This window comes from Bradyrhizobium sp. JR3.5 (genome assembly GCF_054057015.1).
Genome location: NZ_JBSRYV010000001.1, coordinates 1,845,130 through 1,863,882, shown reverse-complemented (window position 1 = coordinate 1,863,882; position 18,753 = coordinate 1,845,130). Strand labels below are relative to the sequence as shown.

The window sequence follows — 18,753 nt, the reverse complement described above, 5'->3', positions numbered from 1 at the left end:
CCGTTTAATGGGCGTGACGGCCCTGCCCGCAACCATGCGCCGAAGGGTCGTCTGCGACCTCTGAGGATACGCCAATGTGGAATTGGTCCGGAAGCGATCTGAAGCTGCGGCTGACGTTGCGTGTGGCTGCGGTGTCGATGCTCTGCTTTGCCGCGATCGCCGGCTACTTCCTGATCGAGGCCGACCGCTCGGTGCGCGCCAGGATCGCTGCCGTTGCCGATGTCGCCGCCAGGACGCTGGAGCTGCAGCAGAGCAAGATCCAATGGCTGAACAATCCGCGCTCCGATTTCCCCGATCTCGACAGCGTTGCCGCCTCGGTCATGGCGCCCGGCCTGTGCCTCGCGTTTCGCAGCAATAGCGGCGAGATCAGCCAGCGCTTCTGCGGCGGCACGCAGACCGATACGGCCGCGCCGCCGCAGGCCTTTGCGGCGCTCTATCGCCGCCTGTTCGATCCCGGCCGGGAGACCGTGCGCCCGGTGATTGCGCGCGGCCAGGCGATCGGCGAGGCCGTGGTCTGGGTCGATCCGGCCGTGCTGACGGCCGAGGCCTGGCACGATGCCGGCCGGCTGATGACGGTGCTGATGCTCGCACTGCCGCTGCTCTGCGCGCTGGTCTATGCGGCACTGTCGCGCGCGCTGCGTCCGACACGGCTGATCCGCGACGGGCTCGAGCGGATCGCCGCAGGCGACCTCGCCGCGCGCCTGCCGCCGTTCGATCTCGCCGAATTGTCGGCGATCGGCGACGTCTTCAACCATCTCGCCGAGCGCCTCACCACTGCGCTCTCCGACCGCAATGCGCTGACGCAGAAACTGATCGTGGTGCAGGACGAGGAACGCCGGCATCTCGCGCGCGAGCTGCACGACGAGTTCGGGCAATCGCTGGCCGCGATCCGCGCGCTCGCCGCCTCGGCGCGCCTGACCGCGGGGCAGGATTGCCCTACCTTGCTCGCCGAATGCGACGGCATCGCGCGGACCGCAACCGACATGATGGAGACGTTGCGCGGCGCCCTCTTCAGGTTGCGCCCGCCCGACGTCGACGAACTCGGCCTTGCAGCCAGTCTGGAGGGCCTGATCGCCGGCTGGAACGGCCGTAGCCGGGGACAGCCGCGGTTCGAGATCGCCATAACGGGATCGTTCGAGCGCATCGCCGCCTCCACCGGCGCCAACCTCTATCGCATCGTGCAGGAGGCGCTCACCAACGCGGCCAAGCACGCCGGCGCCACGCGCGTCATGCTGCGGCTTGAGATGCGCGAGACGGCTTCGGCCGGCGGCGGCGGCGAAATCGTGCTCGCGATCGACGATGATGGCAGGCCCGGCGATCCCCAGGGCGATCCTCAAGTGAAGTCCGGCATGGGCCTGCTCGGTATGCGCGAGCGGGTCGCCGCGCTCGGCGGGCGGCTGAACTTCGAAGCCGGCCAGTCCGCCGGCTCTTCGCTCCGTGTCAGCGTTCCCGTCGCGGCCGGCCGAGAGGCCGCATTTTTGGAACGCGCGGCATGAGCACTGCGGCGCGAACCATCCTGCTGGTCGATGACCACGCCGTCGTTCGGGAGGGCTACCGGGCAATGCTGCAGAAGCAGCCGGGCCTCGCCGTCGTCGCCGAGGCCTCCGACGGGGTCGAGGCCTACCGTCTCTACAAGGAGACCGGGCCCGACCTCGTCATCATGGACCTGTCGATGCCCGGCATCGGCGGCATCGAGGCCATCCGGCGCCTCAGGCAGTGGGACAAACGGGCAAAGATCCTGGTGTTCACCATGCACCAGAACGCGGCCTTTGCCGTGCAGGCGATCCGCGCCGGCGCGAGCGGCTATGTCACCAAGACCAGTCCGCCGGAGACGCTGGTGCACGCCGTGATGGATGCGCTGTCGGGCAAGATCGCGATCAGCCCGGATATCGACCACGAACTCGCACTTAGCCACCTCGCCGGCGAGAGCGCCGCCGCCGATCTCCTGACCGCACGGGAGTTCGAGGTGCTGCGCATGCTGCTGGCGGAAAAGACCACCGACGAGATCGCCGAGACGCTGCATCTCAGCCCCAAGACGGTTGCGAACCTGCATTCCATGATCAAGGACAAGCTCGGCGTCGGCACGGACATCGAGTTGGTCCGCCTTGCGCTGCGGCAAGGCATCCTCACGCCGATCGATCTGGGCGAACGGTGAACCCGCATCGCCGAACGACCGAGGCTGCCCCACGGCCGTTCCCGCCGTGCGGGCAGGTTGACGAAACCGGACAGACAATCCAGAATAGCGACATGCGCAACATCTGTCCGATGTCTTTGACCACTGCGACGACCAGCCTTGGCGGGTCGTCTCCTGGTCGTATGCGGTAACAGACTGCACAACCAGACAAGGCCCCGCCGGCGACGGACGGGGCTTTTTTCATGCGCAAACTCGTCCGCGCTGCTTCCATCAGGAGAGCAAGCTATGGACGATCTCGATCACAGAAGCCTCGGAACGCGTCTCGATCTCTGGCACATCCAGGAGGATGCGCCAGGGATGGTGTTCTGGCATCCGCGTGGCAACACGCTTTATCGCGTCCTGGAGGACTACATCCGCCGCAAGATGCGCCGGTTGGGCTATGCCGAGGTTCGAACGCCTCAGTTGCTGCCCCGCGACCTCTGGATTCAAAGCGGCCATTGGGAGAAATTCGGCGCGCACATGTTCGGCTTTGCCGACGGCGAGCGCGCAATGGCGCTCAAGCCGATGTCCTGTCCCTGCCACGTCCAGATCTTCAACAAGGGCCTTCGTTCCTGGCGCGACCTGCCGCTGCGCTACGCCGAGTTCGGCGTCTGTCACCGCGATGAGCCGTCAGGCTCGCTGCACGGACTGATGCGCACGCGCGGCTTCGAGCAGGACGACGCCCATGTGTTCTGCCGCGAGCAGGACGTGCCCAATGAAGTCGCCCGCTTCGTTGCGCTCCTCTCGGAAGTCTATGCCGAGTTCGGCTTCCCGGCGCCCGAGGTGTCGCTCTCCACCCGGCCGGCCGCGCGCGCCGGCTCGGACGAATTATGGGATTGGGCGGAAGCGACCCTTGCCGCGGCCGCGCGCCAGTGCGGGCTGTCGTACGAGATCCAGCCCAGCGAAGGCGCTTTCTATGGGCCGAAGCTGGAGTTCGCGCTGCGGGACCGGCTGGGCCGATCCTGGCAATGCGGAACGGTTCAGCTCGACAGCGTTCTGCCGGGCCGTCTCAACGCGTCCTATGTCGGACCGGACGGCGATCGCGCGAACCCGGTGATGATCCACCATGCCGTATTCGGTTCAATCGGTCGCGTCATCGCGATGCTGCTTGAACATCATGCCGGCGCGCTGCCGTTCTGGCTGTCGCCGGACCAGGTCGCGGTCGCGCCGATCTCGCGTGATCACTCCGGATACGCGGTCAAGGTTCTCGATGCGCTCGAAGCTGAAGGCATCAGAGGCGTCCTGTTCGCCAGCGCCGACACCCTGTCGCGACGGATCGTTGCCGCACACGAAGCGGGCATTCCAGTCGTGGCCGTCGTCGGGCAGCGTGAAGCGCAACAAGGCACCGTGAGCCTCCGCGAGCGCGCCGGGGCCGTTTCCGTTTTGCCGCTGGATGACGCCGTCCGGGCGCTTCGACAGCGTGCTTGTCCGGGTCAGGTCGCCGACTGAAAACTCGCTGCGCGCAGCCCCGGCGCCGCGGGATCCGCGACGCAAAGAAAGGCCCCAGCGAGGGGGTACACGCTGAGGCCAGAGCAACTTGGTCACACCATCCTAGACCTCGCCCCCGGCGCTTTCCTTTGCTCCTTTGGAGTACCGGATTCATACGGGTCGAAGACTGAACCTTATTGCTCGCTCGCGCGTATCCATAACGCCAGGATTTTGCCATTCCTCCTGGGGCTAGAACCAACGCCGCCCGTCGTATTTCAATGCGGGCGGCGTTGCGCGTTTCTGGCCTGGAACGCGAGGAGACCTAGCGCGCCCGCGCGGCTGACATTGATGAAAGTTCCCGGGCAGGAACCGGAACGGATAACAGCCGACGTGAGTTGGACAGCATGATCTTGAAGGATGGAGCGTCATCGCCGTGAGCCGAAAAAACCCTACAGGCACGTTCGGAGCAGGCGCTCGTCGTCGTCATTCTCAGCACCGGCGCGCTCATCGCCTACCTCGGCCTGGCGCTTTCCAGGATCTGAGAGGTCTGCCCGGCAAGCAGCAAGCCGCTTGACGCACCGAAAGCGCGTAAGGCCCAATCCCTGATTTGCCCGACGGCGCAAGCCCCCCGCAACAAAAATATTTCGCCTTATCAGAAGTGCAGCTCAGTGTATGCTTCGCCCGTCTCACCCGATCGAGGGGCGCTTCGCGATCGTCACGAACGTGGGTCCAGATGCGGTGGACGCGCAGTGTGCAACTGACGAAGGCCCATGAAGCGGCTCCGGTTACACCTGTGGTCCTACCCCCGAGCTCTCTACCTTTTGCTCGGGGCCCCTGGGTGCGATCGGCAGCCGGCTTTCCCTGCGCCCTCTACTCAAGAGAGAGGGCGAGATGAGATGCAAAGCTCGGACAATTCATGTCGCGAGAATGCGAAGCTGTGACCTCATCCTCACCTGTCATTACCCGGCTCGACCGGGCGATCCAGTACGCCGCGGCCTCTCGGCTCGAGCACCAGCGCCTCAGGAATACTGGATCACCAGCATGCGCGGGTGATGACACCGCGTGAGAATGGACCGAGCCGGGCCAACGTCAGCACCTTGGTCGCATGCCTGCCGCACAAATCGGGGACATTGCCGCCCGCCCGCAATTCTCGTACACGGTTTCACGCAATGACCTCGCAACTCTCTCCCGATTCCGTCGACGTGCTGCTGTTCGATATCGGCCGCGTCGTGCTCGACATCGACTTCGAGAAGGTGATGGCGCACTGGGCGCAGCATGCCGGCTGCGCGCCGGCCGACCTCGCCACGCGTTTTGTCGTCGACGACAGCTTCAAGCATCACGAGATCGGCCGGATCGACGATGCGGCGTTCTTCGCAAACCTGCGCCGGACGCTCGGCATCAACCTCACCGATACGCAGTTCCTGGAAGGCTGGAATGCGATCTTCACCGGCGAGATGCCGGGGATTGCCCCCCTGCTCGCGACCGCCGCCGTGCGGATGCCGCTCTACGCCTTCTCCAACACCAATCCGGCCCATGTCGCGCATTTCTCGGTCACCCATGCCGAGTTGCTCAGCCATTTCCGCACCGTCTTCCTGTCCTCGACGATCGGGTTTCGGAAACCCGACGCCGAGGCCTACGATCATGTGGTAAAAGCCATCGGCGTGCCGGCGTCGCGGATCCTGTTCTTCGACGACCTGGCCGCCAACATCGAGGGCGCGCGGGCGCGCGGCCTTCATGCCATCCACGTGACATCGACGGATGACGTGGCGAGGGCTCTGACTGCACTTGGTATTGAACATTTGGATTGAAGGAGCTCCGAGCGTGGCCCTGATGCCGGTTGCCGATGCCCTGTCCGCCGTCCTCGCCGGCGCCGAACCGCTGCCGGAGGAGATGGTCGCGCTCGATGCCGCCTACCACCGCACCCTGGCGCGCGACCTCGCCGCCCGGCGCACCCAGCCGCCGCAGCCGATGTCGGCGATGGACGGCTATGCCGTGCGCGCGGCCGACGCTGGTGATCTGAAGGCCCGGCTCAGGGTAATCGGCGAAGTCGCCGCCGGCCGGCCGTTCGAGCGCACGGTCGGCCCCGGCGAAGCGGTGCGGATCTTCACCGGCGGCGTGATCCCCGATGGCGCCGACGCCGTCATCATCCAGGAAGACACCGCCGTCGACGGCGACCACATCACGATTACCGAGGCCGCAACCGCCGGACGGCACATCCGCCCGGCCGGCGTCGACTTCCGTGAAGGCGACGTGCTGCTCGATGCCGGCAGCCGCCTCTCCGATCGCGCGCTGTCGCTGGCGGCCGCCATGAACTATCCGGACCTCCCGGTGCACCGCCGTCCGAAGGTCGCGGTGCTGGCGACCGGCGACGAGCTGGTGATGCCGGGCTCGACGCCCGGCCCCGGCCAGATCGTCTATTCCAACGGCTATGCGCTGCGGGCGCTGGCGCGCGCCGAAGGCGCCGAGACCGTCGATCTCGGGGTTGCCGCCGACACGGTGGAGGCCACCACCGCCGGTATCCGCCGGGCGCGCGAGACCGGTGCCGACATCCTGATCACGACCGGCGGCGCCTCGGTTGGCGACCACGACCTGGTCAAGCAGTCGCTGGAGGCCGAGGGCGTCGAGATGGCGTTCTGGCGGATCGCGATGCGGCCCGGCAAGCCGATGATGCATGGCCGGCTCGGCGCGATGCGGGTGATCGGCCTGCCCGGCAATCCGGTGTCCTCCTATGTCTGCGCCTTCCTGTTTCTGGTGCCGTTGATTCGGGCACTGAGCGGCCGAAAAGCGATTCATCACCGCCGCGCGAGCGCAGTGCTCGGCCGCGACCTCGCCGCCAACGACCAGCGCGAGGACTATCTGCGCGCACGCCTCGAGGAGCGCGAGGACGGCATGCTGATCGCAACGCCTGTCACGCAGCAGGACTCGTCGCTGCTCGGGAATCTCGCTGCGGCACGGGCACTTCTCGTGCGTCCGCCGTTTGCGCCTGCCGCCGTCAAAAGCAGCGAATGCGAGATCCTGATGCTGCCCGAGTGACAGCGGAGACCGCATCGCTTGAGCGCCCGCCGGATGTGTTCACCGGAAATTAAGTGGTTGCGGAACACATATCGAACATATAGTGTCCGTTCATGATTTGTTTCGAGTACTGGTGTGTACAAATGGGAGGCCGCGAAGGAGCGCTTGTGATGAGCACCGTGCTCCTGAGGACTGGCCCCGCCTGAAAAGTCTCGGAATCGAACGACGCTACCAACCGGGGGAATACTCGAGATGCTCACGCGCAAACAGTACGAACTTCTGCGTTTCATCAATGAACGTCTGAAAGAGGCCGGCGTACCGCCCTCGTTCGACGAGATGAAGGATGCGCTCGACCTGCGCTCGAAATCCGGAATCCACCGCCTGATCACTGCGCTGGAAGAGCGCGGCTTCATCCGCCGCCTGCCCAACCGCGCCCGCGCCATCGAGGTCATCAAGCTGCCCGAGCTCTCGGCCGGCGGCGGTAACGGCCGCCGCGGCTTCACCCCGAGCGTGATCGAAGGCACCCTCGGCAAGCGCACCAGCACGCCGCCGATCGCCGAGGACGACGGCAACCGTCCGGTCGCGGTCCCCGTGATGGGCCGGATCGCCGCCGGTACGCCGATCGAGGCGCTGCAGACCCGCAGCCACACCATCAGCGTACCGCCCGACATGCTCGGCTCCGGCGAGCACTATGCGCTGGAAGTGCGCGGCGACTCGATGGTCGATGCCGGCATCCTCGACGGCGACATGGCGCTGATCCAGCGCAACGACGTCGCCAACACCGGCGACATCGTGGTGGCGCTGATCGACGAGGAGGAAGCCACCCTGAAGCGCTTCCGCCGCCGCGGCGCATCAATCGCTCTGGAGCCGGCCAACACCGCCTATGAAGTGCGCATCCTGCCGCCGAACCGGGTGCGCATCCAGGGCAAGCTGATCGGCCTCTATCGCAAATACTGAATTTCAAATACTTGCGGCGGCCGGGAACGAGCGACACATCGGATCGTTCCTTGAATGATAGCGTAACGTGCTGTTTGCCCGATGCGCTCCGATACCTCTCACGCAGCGTCGCGTGTTTGTGATCGGGAGCGTTGGGCGACCAGTCGTACAATCGCCCAGAAGCGAGGAGACACTCGTTCGCTATCGTCCACTCTGGTAGAGGCCCTATGCCTCAAGGAGAGGCACGGGTCGCTACCTCGATTTGAGGAGCCATCCGATGTGTGACTATAGTCTGCACGCCGTGGCGTCGCGCCCCGCCATTGTTGGAGAGACGCTGATCACCACGACTTTCCGCGGCACGTCGACCCGCGGCTTTGCTTCGGAGACCGATCCCACTGTCGCGGTCTGCATGCTGCCGGGCACCGAGCTCGCTTTCGCCGAGAACGTTCGCTACGACAGCCGCTGGATCTGGACCAAGACGATGAACTTCCGCGTCGGCGCGTGTTCAATGAAGTCGAGCCCGACGTTCCCGATCGCCATCATGACGCGGTCGAATTCCCCGACGGCAGCCATGTGCTGGTGACCCAGCTCGTCGAGGGACAACGCGTCAGCGTGCTGCAATTGCCGGCACTGCATCCGCCGGTCGAGCAGAAGCCGAAGGTTGTGGAGCGACGGCCCTCCGCATTTGCGTCGCTGTTTTTGGGTTGAGCGCATCGTCGCCGCGGAATGAGCTGTTCAGCGGCGGATGACCTAAGCGATTTCGAGCGACCCCGGACGCCGGGTTCCGGGGCGCAGCTGGAGAATTGCGTCGGCGCGCGCCTTGGCGCATCATCGGGCACGGAGGACGTGCGTGGTGGTCGACAAGGTCACATGGCAAAAGGCTGGACGCGTCACGGAGCCGGGTCGCTACATGTTCCGGTTCGGCTGGCTGACGGTGACGGCTGACGACCTGAAGGTCTGGGAGCAATTCCCCGAGGCTTCCTTCACCCTCGTCAAGAAGCCCGACGCGGGCCCCGACTCCGACGAATACCATCTCGGCCTGTTCGAGCTGCCGACCGGCCCCTTACCCGACAACGGCTAATCCTCGCCCTGCAAATCGGTCTCGGCCGGCGTCGCATCGACGGCGGGCCGGGGCGCGCTGGCGGGTGCGCGCAGCGTGGTCTCGCTCTCGCCATCGCCGGGAACCGCTGGCGACCATGGCCGGTCGATCCCTCCGGGCTTGACCGCATCGATGGCGTAGCCGTCGCTGATGCGCCGCAGCACCAGCGCGCCGTGGCGCCGCAGCCGCTCGGCATCGATCACCGAGGCCGCGCAGTCCCGCGGTGCCGGCCGCGCGGTCACGATCAGCGCTGCACGGTCGCAGTCGTCGGCCAGCGCCTCGGGCCGGCTCGCCAGCGCGACGAAGGCGCCGCCCGGCCCTTGCGTCACGCAGCCGCTCGGATCGCAGGAGACGCCCTCGCCGAGCGAGGAATCCGTGGCAGTCCGCGCGTCAGCATCCGCCGCCAGCCACTCCTTGACGAGGAAGGCGTCCTTCGCGCTGTGCATCACATGCAGCCGGCCGTCGCCGCCGCGCACCGCGACGTTGCGGCCGTCGGCGGAGACCAGCACGTCCGGCTGCGGCACCCGCACAGCCCAGACCGAGGCGACCACCAGCAGCACGGCACCCGACCAGCGCAGCGGCGTGTGCAACAGCCCGAGAAGAACGAGGCCGGCGCTTGCCACGATCATCGGTCCGACCCCGAACGCCGCCATCCGGCCGACTGCGCCCGGAAGCGCCGCGACCCATTGCGTCACCAGGATCATCCAGTCGATGCCGAAACCCATGATCGCCCAGAACACCCCGTCGAAGCCGAACGGCATGGCGACGAGCCCGAGCAGGCCGGCCGGCATCACGACCGCCGACACCACCGGCATCGCCGCAAGGTTCGCCAGCAGCCCGTAGGGCGTCACGCGGTGGAAATGGAACGCGGCGTAGGGCGTGGTCGCGAGCCCCGCCACCAGCGAGGCCAGCATCAGCATCGTGAGCTCGCGCCCGCCCCACAGCGCAACCCGCGCAGTCGCCGAATGATCGGGTGACGCCAGCAGGTTCGGCAGCCCGATCTGCACCAGCGCCGCCAGCCCGAGCGTTGCCGCAAACGACATCTGAAAGCTCGGATGCACCAGCGCTTCCGGCGCGATCGCGAGCACGATCAGCGCCGCCACCGCCAACGTGCGGAAGGTGATCGCGCGGCGGTCGACCATCACCGCGATCAGCACCACGGCCGTCATGAAGAACGATCGCTGGGTCGCGACCTCCGCTCCCGACAGCAGCAGGTAGAACGCCGCCGCGACGAGCGCGGCCGCCGCCGCCCATTTCTTGATCGGGTGTCCCGCCGTCAGCGCCGGAAACAGCGCAAGCAGCGCGCGGATGGTGAAGAAGACGACGCCCGCGACCACGGCCATGTGGTAGCCGGAAATCGACAGCACGTGGCCGAGGCCCGAGATGAACATCGCGTCGTTGACCGGCGTCGTGATCGCATCGCGCCGGCCGGTGAGCAGCGCGGTTGCGATCGCGCGCTGATCCCCGTCGAGCGTGGTGCGGATCCGCGCGTCGATGGCATCGCGCAGCCACTGCATGAAGGCGGCATAACGCAGCGCAAGACCGCCGGTCGCCGGCGGCTCCCTGGTCTTCACCGCCCCCATTACGAAGCCGGACGCGCCGATACCCTGGAAATAGAGGTCGCGGCCGAAATCATAGGAGCCCGGCCGCTGCGGCCCGAGCGGCGGCATCAGCCGCGCCTTCAATTCGACGAAGCTGCCGACCTCGGGCGCGGTGCCCTTCTTCACCGAGAGTCTGACGCGCTCGAGTTTCGGCACCTCGCGCTGGCTTTCCATCGACACGATGCGCAGCACGAAGCGGTCGGTCTTCTCGCGGACGTCGCGTGTCTCGACAAAACCGGTCAGTGCCACGGAAAATATCGGCCGCGCCAGCACGCCATGGGCGATCCGCGCGGTCTTCCATGTCGCGGTCGCAAAGCCCGCCGCGACCGCCGCCAGCATCACGACGGCGGGAAACACGCTGCGCCGCCGAAGCAGCAACGCCAGCAGGCAGAGCGCGATTGCGACGGTCGCCGCGACCGACAGCACCGGCTCGTGCTCAGCCGCAAAATAGAATGCAATGCCGGTGCCGAACGCTACCGGCACCCACGGCAACAGCCGCCCGGCCCCCGTCTCCGCACGCGCCCATTGCCGCAATGTCTCGACGAGAGGCCGCCAGATGCTGGCGCGCACCGGAACATAGCCACCGACCGGCGCAGCCGCGCGCGGCGGCCACGTCCCCGCGTAGCCGCGTCTGCCGCCCGGCGTCGTGCCCTGCTCCGCCATTCCGCTCGCGATCCCTGCCGGAGCGGCAGGCTAGCGGATGCTGCGACCTGATCGCTAGCGGAACAGATCAAGAATACGGGACCGGCCAGCCGGGATACCAGGACCGACCTGCGTCACGGCTCCCGGCGGCAGGCCGTCGCCGGTGCCTGCGTCAAACCGATCGAGCCGAAAGTCTCATTAGGTGCCGATCCCATTGGGACTAGACTGTCATGATGCCTCCACTCCCGGAGAGACGGGGATGACGTGGCAACGGCTCGCGGCACTGAAGGCCGCTGGAGCTCTTCTCAGGAGGCCCAAAACTCCCCTGAGATCAGGCGTTGCGGACAAACTCGCAAATCTCGCCTGCAACGCCGCGCACCACGCGCACGCCGCGAGCGGATCGAGCGCTGGAAAACGCGAAGAGTAGCGTTTGCAATTGATAGGAGCAGCACATGGCAATTCAAGTACCGAGCGATTTTCGTCGCGTGATTGTCGCTGCGTCAGTGGGAAACATCATTGAATGGTACGACTTCTACATTTTTGGCAGCCTGGCCGCAGTTCTGTCGGTCAAATTCTTTGAGCAATCCCACCCCGTCGCAGCCCTGCTGAGCACGATCGCGCTGTTCACTGCGGGATTCCTGATCCGTCCGCTGGGGGCTTTCCTGTTCGGATGGATGGGCGATCGGGTCGGCCGCAAATATACATTTCTCATTACGCTGAGCGGAATGGGACTGGGGACGGGCGCGATCGGACTGATCCCAACCTATCAGTCGATCGGCCTGACGGCCGCATTCGTTCTGTTCGGCTTGCGGATGATCCAGGGTCTCTGCCTGGGCGGCGAATATGGCGGCGCCATCACCTATGTCGCCGAGCATGTTCCGGACGACCGCCGCGGCTACTACACAGGCTGGCTGCAAACCTCGCCGACGCTTGGGATCGTGGTGTCGCTGGCCGTGATCGTCCTGACCCGGACCTGGGCCGGCAATCAGGCCTTCGACGAATGGGCGTGGCGCGTTCCGTTCCTGGTCTCGTTCGTGCTGGTCGCGATCGCCATCTACATCCGCCTCCAGCTCCAGGAGACGCCGATTTTCCAGGAGATCAAGGCACGCGGACAGATGACCAGGAATCCCTGGCGGGAAGCTTTCCTCAGCACCAACATCAAGTACATCTTGATCGCCATCGTCGTCCTGATCGGACAGGGCGTGGTCTGGTACAGCGGTCAATTCTGGGCACTGTACTTCCTGCAGCAGGTCTCCAAGGTCGATCCGGTTACCTCGGCCTATATCGTCGGAGCCGCACTGCTGATCGCAACGCCGAGCCTGATCTTCTTTGGCTGGCTGTCGGACCAGATCGGCCGCAAATCCGTGATCCTCGGAGGAATGCTGCTTGCCGCGCTCACCTACTATCCGCTGTACCTGTGGCTCGGCATGGTCACGCAGCCGGGACACATCAACTATCCGGTCGCCGTCTTCATCATCTTCATCCTCGTCTGCTACGTCGGGATGGTGTACGGGCCGGTCGGCGCGTTCCTGGCGGAGTTCTTCCCGGCCAGGATCAGGTACACCTCGGTCTCGGTGCCGTATCATATCGGCAACGGTTGGGGCGGCGGATTGGTGCCGTTCATCACATCGGCCGCCTTCGCAGCGACTGGCAGCATCGGCTACGCGCTGATCTACCCGATTGTCGTTCCCGCGGTGTGCTTCGTGATCGCCCTCTTCATCATGCCGGAGACACGTAAGACCAGAATTTGGGAGCAGATCGAGGCGCGAGCCGCATCGTGACCGAGTGGCCTCGCTGAGGGAGCGACCAACGCTTGCTGCAAGAGTCATGGCCTGGTCATGGCCGCCTTGCAGCGCGTACGGGACGACGCTTCGTCCTGTACGCGCGTGATTCCGCTGCGGAGCTTGCATCGGCACGAGGTCAACGCGCCTCGGACGGATCCGGTTTGGCGCAATCCCTATCTCTCCGGCCGCCTGTGACTGGCGGTCAGGCCAACGTTTCAGTCGGCTCCCTCTCAGCCAGCCCGGTGATGCCAGCGATCGTGCCACCAAATGGCAAAATCACGATCCATCGTCAGCTCCCAGCAAGCGAGCACGATCACCGCGATGCCGGCGAGCACGCTGCTCGTCGTGGCCGATCCATGTTCGTAGCTGAACGTCCAAGGTGCCAGCACCAGGGCCAGCCCCATCAGCATCTCGCCCCATTCCTCCAGATAGGACGGAATGATGAATGCCTCGATGGCAAACAGCACGACGCCCAATCCAAGTGCGATGGAGATCCAAAGAGCTGCCCCGGAGAAGCCCAGGGCAAACGGCGACGCGACCAGCCAGACGCCAACCAACAGGCTGACAGCATCCTGCCAGTGTTGAATGCGCATAATCCTCACCTCCCTCTTCCGAGCATATGGTGCGGCGGGGACAAAAAGGCATCGGTCCGACCTGCGATGTGTTGCCGCTGTTTGATCCGCAAGCCGACGACCATGTGGCCGTCCGCCCGGAAGCCGCTCTCCACAGCCTCCGACCCTGGTCCCGTCTCGCGATCCAGCGAGGTCCAGACGGCCTGCAAGTCAGGGGCAAGATCGCTTGGCTGAGCGGCGGCCGCGAGGTGCACAACGCCCGGCCAAGAACGCTGCCTGACCACGAGGGCCCGCCGGCCCTCGACGCTTATGCCACGCTCCGGCGTGGAGCCTAGATCAGCGGTGTCTGCGACGAGACGTGATGGCAGACGATCTTCCAGTCGCCGTGCTCGCGCGCGATCACCCAGGTGATCTTGACGGCGAGCGAGGGCACATCGCCGTCGAGGAAAAAGGACGCGATAGCAGCCATGTTGACGAGGCCGTCATTGACCCGCTCCGTCCTGACCTCGCTGAATTGGACGCGCGGCGCGTGCCAGCGCGGCAGACCACTAAAATAGGCCTTCACGCCGTCGCGGCCACGATACAGCGTCGGGTTCGAGCCGAAGAAGAACGCGTGCTGCGAATAGAGCGCAGCAAGTGTATCCGCATCGAGCTTGCCGAAACCTGCGGACCATCTGGCGATGATGGCGGAGGCGATATCGTCGGCTTCGTCAAGCATCGATCGCCTCCGTCCGTTATTCGCGCCGGATCGCGCTAACCCTTGCCGCCGACTTCCTTGGCGAAGGTGTCGCGCAGGCCGATGGTGCGGTTGAATACCAGCCTGTCCGGCGTCGAATCCGCATCGCGCACGAAATAGCCCTGCCGCTCGAATTGCATGGCCTCAGGTGAATTGCCCTCGGCGATCGCAGGCTCGACCCGCGCATCGCTGAGCACTTCCAGCGACTGCGGATTGAGGTCGGCGGCGAAATCGGCGGCGTTCGGGCTCGGGTTGGCGAACAGCTGATTGTAGATGCGGATTTCCGCCGGCTTCGACTGCGCCGCCGGCAACCAGTGCATCGTCGCCTTCACCTTGCGGCCATCGGGCGCGTTGCCGCCCTTGGTCGCGGGATCGTAGGTCGCGCGAAGCTCGACGATCTCGCCGGCGTCGTTCTTCACGACGCTGGTGCACTTGATGAAGTAGGCATAGCGCAGCCGCACCTCATTGCCGGGCGAGAGGCGGAAGAACTTCTTCGGCGGGTTTTCCATGAAGTCGTCGCGCTCGATATAGAGCTCGCGGCCGAAGGCGATCTTGCGGGTGCCGGCATCCGGATTGTCGGGATGGTTGATCGCCTCGATCTCCTCGACCTGCCCTTCCGGATAGTTCTCGATCACGACCTTGAGCGGCCGCAGCACCGCCATACGGCGCAGCGACGTGCGGTTCAGCTCCTCGCGGATGCAGAATTCGAGCATGCCGACATCGACCACGCTGTTGGCCTTGGCGACGCCGATGCGCTTGATGAACTCGCGTACCGCGGCCGGCGGCACGCCGCGCCGCTTCAGGCCGGCGATGGTCGGCATCCGCGGATCGTCCCAGCCCGAGACATGGCCATCACGGACGAGTTGGGTCAGCACGCGCTTGGACAGCAACGTGTAGGTCAAATTGAGCCGCGCCATTTCGTACTGACGCGGCTTCGAGGGTACGGGCAGCTTGTCGAGGAGCCACTCATAGAGCGGCCGGTGATCCTCGAACTCCAGCGTACAGATCGAATGGGTGATGCCCTCGATCGCATCCGACTGGCCGTGCGCGTAGTCGTAGCTCGGATAGATCGACCATTTGTCGCCGGTGCGCGGATGGTGGGCGTGCAGGATGCGGTACAGCACGGGATCGCGCAGGTTGATGTTGCCGGCGGACATGTCGATTTTGGCGCGCAGCACGCGGGCGCCGTTCGTGAACTCGCCGGCCTTCATGCGGCGGAACAGGTCGAGGTTCTCCTCGACCGACCGATCGCGGAACGGCGAGTTCTTGCCGGGCTCGGTCAGCGTACCTCGGGACAGCCGGATCTCCTCCTGCGACTGATCGTCGACATAGGCATGGCCAGCCTTGATCAGGCCCTCGGCCCAATCGTACAGGCGCTCGAAATAGTCCGAGGCAAAGAAGAGGTTTTTGCCCCAATCGTAGCCGAGCCAGTGCACGTCGGCCTGGATCGAGTCGATGTACTCCTGCTCCTCCTTGGTCGGATTGGTGTCGTCGAAGCGCAAATTGCACTGGCCGCCGAACTCCTGCGCGATGCCGAAATTCAGGGCAATCGACTTGGCGTGACCGATATGCAGGTAGCCGTTCGGCTCCGGCGGGAAGCGGGTCACGATCCGATTGTGCTTGTGGGAGGAGAGATCGGCCTGGACGATGTCGCGGATGAAGTCGCGCCCTGCCTCTGCCGTCGTGTCAATCGTCATCAAAGGGTTCCCTGGAGGAGTCAGCTCAACCTTCTGCCAAATTCGCGCCGTCCGGCCAAGCCTGGTTTCAAAGTCTGGTTTCAAAGCCTGGTTTGGCCGGCAAAAGATCAGCCGGGGCTTTAGTTATGTTCGGTTCCTGATATACACCACCGCCCATTCCAGCATACGTCGCACTCGATCATGACCAATTCCGTCGTTACCCGCTTCGCCCCCTCGCCGACCGGCTTCCTCCACATCGGGGGTGCCCGCACCGCGCTGTTCAACTGGCTCTATGCCAGGAAGCTCGGCGGCAAGATGCTGCTCCGGATCGAGGACACCGACCGCGAACGCTCGACCAAGGAGGCGATCGACGCCATCCTGGACGGCCCTGAAATGGCTCGAGCTCGATTGGGACGGCGATGTCATCTACCAGTTCAGCCGCGCCGCCCGCCATCGCGAGGTCGCCGAGGGCCTGCTCGCCGCCGGGCGCGCCTATTACTGCTACGCCACCCCGGAGGAGCTCACCGCGATGCGCGAGAAGGCGCGCGCCGAGGGCCGCACCCGCCTGTATGACGGCATGTGGCGTGACCGCGATCCGGCCGCCGCGCCTTCCGACGTCAAGCCGACCATCCGCCTCAAGGCGCCGCAGACCGGCGAGACCGTGATCGAGGATCAGGTTCAGGGCCGCGTGGTCTGGCAGAATGAGAACCTCGACGACCTCGTCCTGCTCCGCGGCGACGGCACCCCGACCTACATGCTCGCAGTCGTGGTCGACGACCACGATATGGGCGTTACCCACATCATCCGCGGCGACGACCACCTGATCAACGCCGCGCGCCAGAAGCAGATCTACGACGCGCTGGAGTGGGAGCTGCCGAGCATGTCCCACATTCCGCTGATCCACGGCCCCGACGGCTCGAAGCTGTCGAAGCGGCATGGCGCGCTCGGCGTCGATGCCTACCGCGCGCTGGGCTATCTGCCGGCCGCCTTGCGCAACTATCTCGTCCGGCTCGGCTGGAGCCATGGCGACCAGGAGATCTTTTCGACCCAGGAGATGATCGACGCGTTCGATCTCTCGGGCGTCGGCCGCTCGGCGGCGCGGTTCGATTTCGCCAAGCTGGAGAACCTCAACGGCCACTATATCCGGCAGAGCGACGATCAATCCCTCGTGAGCCAATTCGAGAGCGTGCTGGATTATGTTCCTGAGGGCGCCGCGCTGAAGGCCAAGCTCAATGACACCACCCGCGCGCAATTGCTGCGGGCGATGCCGAGCCTGAAGGAGCGCAGCAAGACGCTGATCGAGCTGATCTCGGGCGCCTACTTCATTTTCGCCGATCGCCCGCTTGAGCTCGATCCGAAAGCGGCAGCGCTCGTCACGCCGGAAACACGCGCGTTGATCGGCAGGCTGCGCACCGCGCTGGAAGCCGTCAACGACTGGACGGCCGAAACCACCGAGACCGCCATGCGGAATTTCGCCGAGCAGAACAATCTGAAACTCGGCGCCGTTGCCCAGCCGCTGCGGGTGGCGCTGACGGGACGTACGACATCGCCGGGCATCTTCGACGTGCTGGCCGTCCTGGGACGCCAGGAGTGCCTTGCCCGTCTCGCCGATCAGGCGGCGTGATCCTGCATGGACCCCCTCCAGGGTCCATCTTGCAGCGCACATTGCAATGAGCTACCCATCGCCGGACGCTTTCTCCACAAGCCGTTCCGCCCCGCCATGGGCCGCAAATTAGCGACTGGGCAAGGTCGGTTTTCGCAACGATTTCATCGGGGATCTCACGATGGACGCAAAATCCAGCAAGACAGCCACACTCACCATTGGCAACAAGAACTACGATTTCCCGATCCTGAGCGGCACGGTTGGGCCTGATGTCATCGACATCGGCAAGCTCTACGGCCAGGCCGGGGTGTTCACCTACGACCCCGGCTTCACCTCGACCGGCAGCTGCCAGTCGAAGATCACCTATATCGACGGCGACGCCGGTATCCTCGAATACCGCGGCTACCCGATCGAGCAGCTCGCCGAGCACGGCGACTTCCTCGAAACCTGCTACCTGCTGCTCTATGGGGAGCTTCCGACCCCGGCGCAGAAGAAGGATTTCGACTATCGCGTGATCCATCACACGATGGTGCATGAGCAGATGGCCCGCTTCTTCCAGGGCTTCCGCCGCGACGCGCATCCGATGGCGATCATGGTTGCTGCCGTCGGCGCGCTCGCCGCGTTCTACCACGACTCCACCGACATCAACGATCCGCGGCAGCGCATGATCGCCTCGATGCGGATGATCGCGAAGGTGCCGACGCTGGCGGCGATGGCCTACAAGTACACCATCGGCCAGCCCTTCATGTATCCGAAGAACTCGCTCTCCTTCGCCGAGAACTTCCTGCAGATGTGCTTCAGCGTGCCCTGCGAGGAATACAAGATCAACCCGGTGCTCGCCGACGCGCTCGACAAGATCTTCATCCTGCATGCCGATCACGAGCAGAACGCGTCGACCTCGACGGTGCGTATCGCCGGCTCCTCCGGCGCCAACCCGTTCGCCTGCATCGCGGCCGGCATCGCCTGCCTGTGGGGTCCGGCCCATGGCGGCGCCAACGAAGCCGCGCTCGCCATGCTGTCGTCGATCGGAACGGTCGACAAGATTCCCGAATTCATCGCCAAGGTGAAGGACAAGAACAGCGAAGTCCGCCTGATGGGCTTCGGTCACCGGGTCTACAAGAACTACGATCCGCGCGCCAAGATCATGCAGAAGATGTGTCACGCGGTGCTGGCCGAGACCGGCCATGGCAATGACCCGATGTTGAAGGTTGCGCTCGAGCTCGAGAAGATCGCGCTCAGCGATCCCTACTTCATCGACCGCAAGCTTTACCCGAACGTCGACTTCTATTCGGGCATCACGCTGAAGGCGATGGGCTTCCCGACCTCGATGTTCACCGTGCTGTTCGCGGTCGCCCGCACCGTCGGCTGGATCAGCCAGTGGAGCGAGATGATCGAGGATCCGCAGCAGAAGATCGGCCGTCCGCGCCAGCTCTACACCGGCGTCGCGCGCCGCGACTATGTGACGATCGACAAGCGCAAGTAGGCGTCATC

General features: G+C 65.1%; 13 protein-coding genes and 2 pseudogenes. 11 read left to right on the top strand and 4 right to left on the bottom strand.

Translation table 11 applies throughout. The features are described from left to right. Positions 1–74 precede the first annotated feature (74 nt). The 8 genes and pseudogenes from ACVWW1_RS09390 to ACVWW1_RS09355 all read left to right on the top strand — a co-directional run bounded on the left by ACVWW1_RS09390 (position 75) and on the right by ACVWW1_RS09355 (position 8,630). Entirely contained in the window at positions 75–1,496 is a 1,422-nt protein-coding gene (locus tag ACVWW1_RS09390; RefSeq protein ID WP_456655588.1) for a histidine kinase, read from the top strand. Beyond that, positions 1,493–2,155, top strand: a complete 663-nt coding sequence (locus tag ACVWW1_RS09385; RefSeq protein ID WP_456655587.1) for a response regulator — start codon at positions 1,493–1,495, stop codon at positions 2,153–2,155. The genes ACVWW1_RS09390 and ACVWW1_RS09385 overlap by 4 nt, the downstream gene beginning before the upstream one ends. A 264-nt stretch (positions 2,156–2,419) precedes the next feature. After that, positions 2,420–3,622: a threonine--tRNA ligase gene (gene thrS / locus ACVWW1_RS09380; protein ID WP_456655586.1), complete on the top strand. Its 1,203-nt coding sequence runs from the start codon at positions 2,420–2,422 to the stop codon at positions 3,620–3,622. A gap of 1,148 nt (positions 3,623–4,770) precedes the next feature. Next, on the top strand, positions 4,771–5,409 hold the full coding sequence (locus tag ACVWW1_RS09375) for an HAD family hydrolase (protein WP_456655585.1): 639 nt from the start codon (positions 4,771–4,773) through the stop codon (positions 5,407–5,409). Positions 5,410–5,422: 13 nt separating this feature from the next. After that, positions 5,423–6,634 carry a molybdopterin molybdotransferase MoeA gene (locus tag ACVWW1_RS09370; protein WP_456655584.1) on the top strand — a complete coding sequence of 404 codons (1,212 nt, stop codon included), beginning with the start codon at positions 5,423–5,425 and terminating at the stop codon, positions 6,632–6,634. 231 nt (positions 6,635–6,865) lie between these two features. Beyond that, entirely contained in the window at positions 6,866–7,570 is a 705-nt protein-coding gene (gene lexA / locus ACVWW1_RS09365; RefSeq protein WP_076857656.1) for a transcriptional repressor LexA, read from the top strand. A gap of 256 nt (positions 7,571–7,826) precedes the next feature. Beyond that, positions 7,827–8,257, top strand: a pseudogene (locus ACVWW1_RS09360) (hypothetical protein). A 145-nt stretch (positions 8,258–8,402) separates the two neighbouring features. After that, positions 8,403–8,630 carry a hypothetical protein gene (locus ACVWW1_RS09355; RefSeq protein WP_176535021.1) on the top strand — a complete coding sequence of 76 codons (228 nt, stop codon included), beginning with the start codon at positions 8,403–8,405 and terminating at the stop codon, positions 8,628–8,630. On the opposite strand, the gene ACVWW1_RS09350 is transcribed toward ACVWW1_RS09355, so the two are convergent. Continuing rightward, positions 8,627–10,912 carry a ComEC/Rec2 family competence protein gene (locus tag ACVWW1_RS09350; RefSeq protein ID WP_456655583.1) on the bottom strand — a complete coding sequence of 762 codons (2,286 nt, stop codon included), beginning with the start codon at positions 10,910–10,912 and terminating at the stop codon, positions 8,627–8,629. The genes ACVWW1_RS09355 and ACVWW1_RS09350 overlap by 4 nt on opposite strands. A gap of 431 nt (positions 10,913–11,343) precedes the next feature. On the opposite strand from ACVWW1_RS09350, the gene ACVWW1_RS09345 reads away from it, so the two are divergent. Next, positions 11,344–12,672 (top strand): MFS transporter, encoded by a 1,329-nt coding sequence (locus ACVWW1_RS09345; RefSeq protein ID WP_176531063.1) that lies wholly within the window; start codon positions 11,344–11,346, stop codon positions 12,670–12,672. A gap of 233 nt (positions 12,673–12,905) precedes the next feature. On the opposite strand, the gene ACVWW1_RS09340 is transcribed toward ACVWW1_RS09345, so the two are convergent. The 3 genes from ACVWW1_RS09340 to ACVWW1_RS09330 all read right to left on the bottom strand — a co-directional run bounded on the left by ACVWW1_RS09340 (position 12,906) and on the right by ACVWW1_RS09330 (position 15,680). Next, the gene (locus tag ACVWW1_RS09340) at positions 12,906–13,268 is read right to left on the bottom strand and encodes an SPW repeat domain-containing protein (protein ID WP_176531062.1); all 363 of its coding nucleotides are present in this window, start codon (positions 13,266–13,268) and stop codon (positions 12,906–12,908) included. Positions 13,269–13,578: 310 nt separating this feature from the next. After that, on the bottom strand, positions 13,579–13,965 hold the full coding sequence (locus ACVWW1_RS09335; protein WP_456655582.1) for a YybH family protein: 387 nt from the start codon (positions 13,963–13,965) through the stop codon (positions 13,579–13,581). 35 nt (positions 13,966–14,000) lie between these two features. Further along, complete coding sequence (locus ACVWW1_RS09330) at positions 14,001–15,680, bottom strand: glutamine--tRNA ligase/YqeY domain fusion protein (protein WP_456655581.1); 1,680 nt, start codon at positions 15,678–15,680, stop codon at positions 14,001–14,003. Between the two features lie 180 nt (positions 15,681–15,860). Here ACVWW1_RS09330 and gltX point away from each other — a divergent pair. Next, positions 15,861–17,283, top strand: a pseudogene (gene gltX, locus ACVWW1_RS09325) (glutamate--tRNA ligase). Between the two features lie 160 nt (positions 17,284–17,443). After that, the gene (gene gltA / locus ACVWW1_RS09320; RefSeq protein WP_456655580.1) at positions 17,444–18,745 is read left to right on the top strand and encodes a citrate synthase; all 1,302 of its coding nucleotides are present in this window, start codon (positions 17,444–17,446) and stop codon (positions 18,743–18,745) included. The last annotated feature ends 8 nt before the right edge of the window (positions 18,746–18,753 follow it).